This window comes from Desulfobacterium sp. N47 (genome assembly GCF_051233685.1).
Classification (GTDB): Bacteria; Desulfobacterota; Desulfobacteria; order Desulfobacterales; family RPRI01; genus RPRI01.
The window spans coordinates 1-3,209 of sequence record NZ_JBAMMY010000259.1; the positions used below are offsets into that span (position 1 = coordinate 1).

Genomic DNA, 3,209 nt, shown 5'->3' on the forward strand with positions numbered 1-3,209 from the left:
CATATTATCATCCTTTCTTGAATTGGTGAATTTAAGAAGATAATAGAGCATTCTCTTTATTAAATCAATATGTTATTTGGTATTTCAACTGCTTTTTATAAAAATAATCGGATCAATGCGAGACTTTTGAAATTACCTCAATATTTATCAGATTTTTAAATAACCGGATCTTGTTTATCATAATTTTATATTTCTGATATTTCATTGCTATTAATCTTTTAAATTATTCATTAATACAGGATTTACAACAATCGGATAGAAATAAACCGGAGAAATTGAACTTGCAATCAGCAGAGGAAGCAATCAAATATTAACATCAAGCGGACTAACGACACCATGTCCGCCTTGCTGCAAAACATGAGTGTAAATCATGGTGGTGGAAATGTCGTGATCCGATCTTTTGCTCCTTTTCCGGAGCGAACTATAATGGTTTTCATTTTCTGATCTATGTCCTTAACACGTAACCTGATGGCTTCTGAAATTCACAACCCGCTTCCATACATCAGTTTTACAGCCAATTGGGGAGTACCTTCTATCAAAGATATGACCTTAGAGGTTTCTTCCCTGGTCATAACCTCGGGAATGTTTAATTTTTTGGAAGCACGGATTGAATTGATCTGCTTTTCCAGAGGCTCTTTTAATACCTTTTATATAAAAACACCAGCGCGTTCATTGCCTGATTTTGCGTAGACTTAGATACATTTTTATTTACAGCAGGATCCGTTAAAAACAATTCAATCTTGTGCTCTCCATCCGCCAGATCTTCGCTGGATTTCATGTTATGAAACAATACATATCGTTTTATCCGGTCGCAATAAGTTTTTTCTGTATGAATCGAGTAGTGATGCAAACGCATAACATCCCGAACTTCATCCATTAGTTTGCTATCTTTATGTGTTGACATACTCATAATAAGATGGTTTTATCTCAAATATAATTTGGTAAATTTTTTAACCGGTTGTTGTCTATATCGCATTTTTAAAATAATTTTATACCATATTTATTTTTAATCAAGGCTGATATTGACACAGGGCAAATTTGCCCGAAAACCCCCTTAATATCATATTATCAGGGCAAATTGACCTGATAATCAATGGTGTTCGAAGATGCTTAAGCAAATCTTCATTGCTGTGATAGTTGGGGTAGCTCTGCTTTCTGGATGCGGTGAACCTTACCAAACAGAGGGTGGCTTATATATTGATGCAGCCCAAACTGCGTTGATAGCGAAGGGCATTTGCTCAAATCCTACAGACTGTCAATCCAAAGAGCTACTCTTCTGGAATGATGGGGAGTATTTCTTGGATATTCTTCCTAAAGACGTTACGTTTGTTAATCTTTATAATATTCGGGATCCCGTTGTCGTGGAAGCAGTTGTTTTAGAACTAAAAAAAGTTCAGGAAAGTATTTCTAAACCAGGAGTGGTTCTTAACGTATACAAATCAAAACATTTGGAACCGGTGGTTAAACTTCAAAGAGTTGTAATAAAGTGACCATAGATACACAATAAATAACCATAGGGTTGAGCAGACCGGGACTCGTCACGTTTTTTAATGCTATTTGGGTGGCCGGTCTGCTCAACCTTTGCGTTGGCAGGGCACTTGATTCGAACTGTAAGGTTATTAATATTGACGATCTGACCCAAAACATGTACGTTATACCTGTACATTAAATTAGGAGGCAGATATGGCAATACAAACAACATACACTCATGCCCGGGAAAGCTTGGCTTCTTTATTAGATGAAGTAACTAAAAACCGAGAAGTTGTTATTATCCAGCGACGTGGGAGTGAAGATGTCGCCATGATAACCGCCGACGAGTTGGCCGGTGTACTCGAAACAGCACACCTGCTTCGGTCACCCAAAAATGCAAAGCGACTCCTTTCGGCACTTGATAGAGTCCGTAAAGGATCTGGTTCCCCTCAAACGATTGATGACCTTCGAAATGAGGTCGGCTTTGAGTAAAAGTGATAAGAAACCATCCGGTATCAAAAAGCAGAGAGAATCTGTGTTTCAGCCAGAGTTTAGAGAGGATCTACGATACTGGGTGGAGACTGATCGCAAAACAGCACTCCGTATTTTTCAATTGGTCGAGGCGATTATGCGGGACCCTTTTCAAGGTATCGGTAAACCTGAACCTCTAAAGTCTCTTGGATCAGGTGTCTGGTCCCGGCGAATAACGCAAGAACATCGGCTCGTTTATGCCGTTGGGCATGAAAGAATCGATTTTGTGCAAGCACGTTATCATTATTGAAAATCGTCTCAAAAAAAGCTGCCAACCAGCGGCTGCACTTGGATTGCAGCAAACTGCGCGGCAACCAGTGAGCCTTAACATTGGCTTTAAACAAAATTACATGGCAAGCCTTGACAAATTACGCCATTGGCGTATTATAAACTATGATTTTTATAGAGACCTCCATTTTTACAAAAGAAATACAAAGCCTGATATCAGACGATAGTTATCGAATGCTTCAAGCATCATTGATGCTCCGGCCGGATGCGGGAAGTCTGATCAGGGGTTGCGGAGGGTTGCGGAAAATTCGTTGGAATCTTCCTGGCAAAGGGAAAAGAGGGTCACTACGAATCATTTACTACTGGAAAGTGCCCGACACCATTTTTATGCTTTTTCCATATACGAAGACCGAACAAGAAAATTTGACACCGGATCAACTTAGGCTGCTCCGTGAAATGGTTAAGGAATTGTTATCATGAAAAAGGATCATTTTGAAAAATTGGTTGCAAGTATTAAAGAGGCAGGAGAGATCAAAGCTGGACGAAAGTCACCAAGTCGTGTGTACGAAATCAAGCCCCTTGAAATTAGGACTATACGAGAGAAACTCAATGTCTCGCAAAATGAATTTGCACTTATGATAGGAGTTAGTGTCCGCACTCTACAAAATTGGGAGCAAGGCAGGAGAGAGCCGGAAGGCCCAGCTAAAGCATTGTTACGAATTGCATCGAGAAATCCCAGCGCTGTTCTTGATGCTTTGCATACCGAATAGAAAGCCAACAATCGGGTCGAGCAGACCGGGAGCCCGTTATGTTTTTTGTTAAAGTTTGAGTGGCCCGGTCGGTAGTGTATAATATTTTGTGTAAATTTTAAAAGGGTATAAAAAAGGGCGCTTTTCCTTTAAAAGGATTTTAGGCAAAAACACCAAAAAAAAGGAGAAGCACCCATGAAAGTGGAAATTAGTGTACCAGAGGTTGTGAGC

The 3,209-nt window shown here is 39.7% G+C and carries 6 protein-coding genes; 5 read left to right on the top strand and 1 reads right to left on the bottom strand.

Going from position 1 to position 3,209, the window contains the following annotated elements; genetic code table 11:
• Positions 1 to 637 precede the first annotated feature (637 nt).
• Entirely contained in the window at positions 638 to 904 is a 267-nt protein-coding gene (locus VXK47_RS16550) for a site-specific integrase (RefSeq protein WP_435549891.1), read from the bottom strand.
• A gap of 202 nt (positions 905 to 1,106) precedes the next feature.
• On the opposite strand from VXK47_RS16550, the gene VXK47_RS16555 reads away from it, so the two are divergent.
• The 5 genes from VXK47_RS16555 to nadS all read left to right on the top strand — a co-directional run bounded on the left by VXK47_RS16555 (position 1,107) and on the right by nadS (position 2,999).
• Positions 1,107 to 1,490, top strand: a complete 384-nt coding sequence (locus VXK47_RS16555) for a hypothetical protein (protein WP_435549892.1) — start codon at positions 1,107 to 1,109, stop codon at positions 1,488 to 1,490.
• Between the two features lie 193 nt (positions 1,491 to 1,683).
• A complete protein-coding gene (locus tag VXK47_RS16560; protein ID WP_435549893.1) occupies positions 1,684 to 1,962 on the top strand; it encodes a type II toxin-antitoxin system Phd/YefM family antitoxin in 279 nt (92 codons plus the stop codon).
• The gene (locus tag VXK47_RS16565; RefSeq protein ID WP_435549894.1) at positions 1,943 to 2,251 is read left to right on the top strand and encodes a Txe/YoeB family addiction module toxin; all 309 of its coding nucleotides are present in this window, start codon (positions 1,943 to 1,945) and stop codon (positions 2,249 to 2,251) included. Before VXK47_RS16560 ends, VXK47_RS16565 begins: the two co-directional genes overlap by 20 nt.
• Positions 2,252 to 2,481: 230 nt before the next feature.
• Positions 2,482 to 2,709: a type II toxin-antitoxin system RelE/ParE family toxin gene (locus tag VXK47_RS16570; protein ID WP_435549896.1), complete on the top strand. Its 228-nt coding sequence runs from the start codon at positions 2,482 to 2,484 to the stop codon at positions 2,707 to 2,709.
• A complete protein-coding gene (gene nadS / locus VXK47_RS16575; RefSeq protein WP_435549895.1) occupies positions 2,706 to 2,999 on the top strand; it encodes a helix-turn-helix domain-containing protein in 294 nt (97 codons plus the stop codon). Before VXK47_RS16570 ends, nadS begins: the two co-directional genes overlap by 4 nt.
• The last annotated feature ends 210 nt before the right edge of the window (positions 3,000 to 3,209 follow it).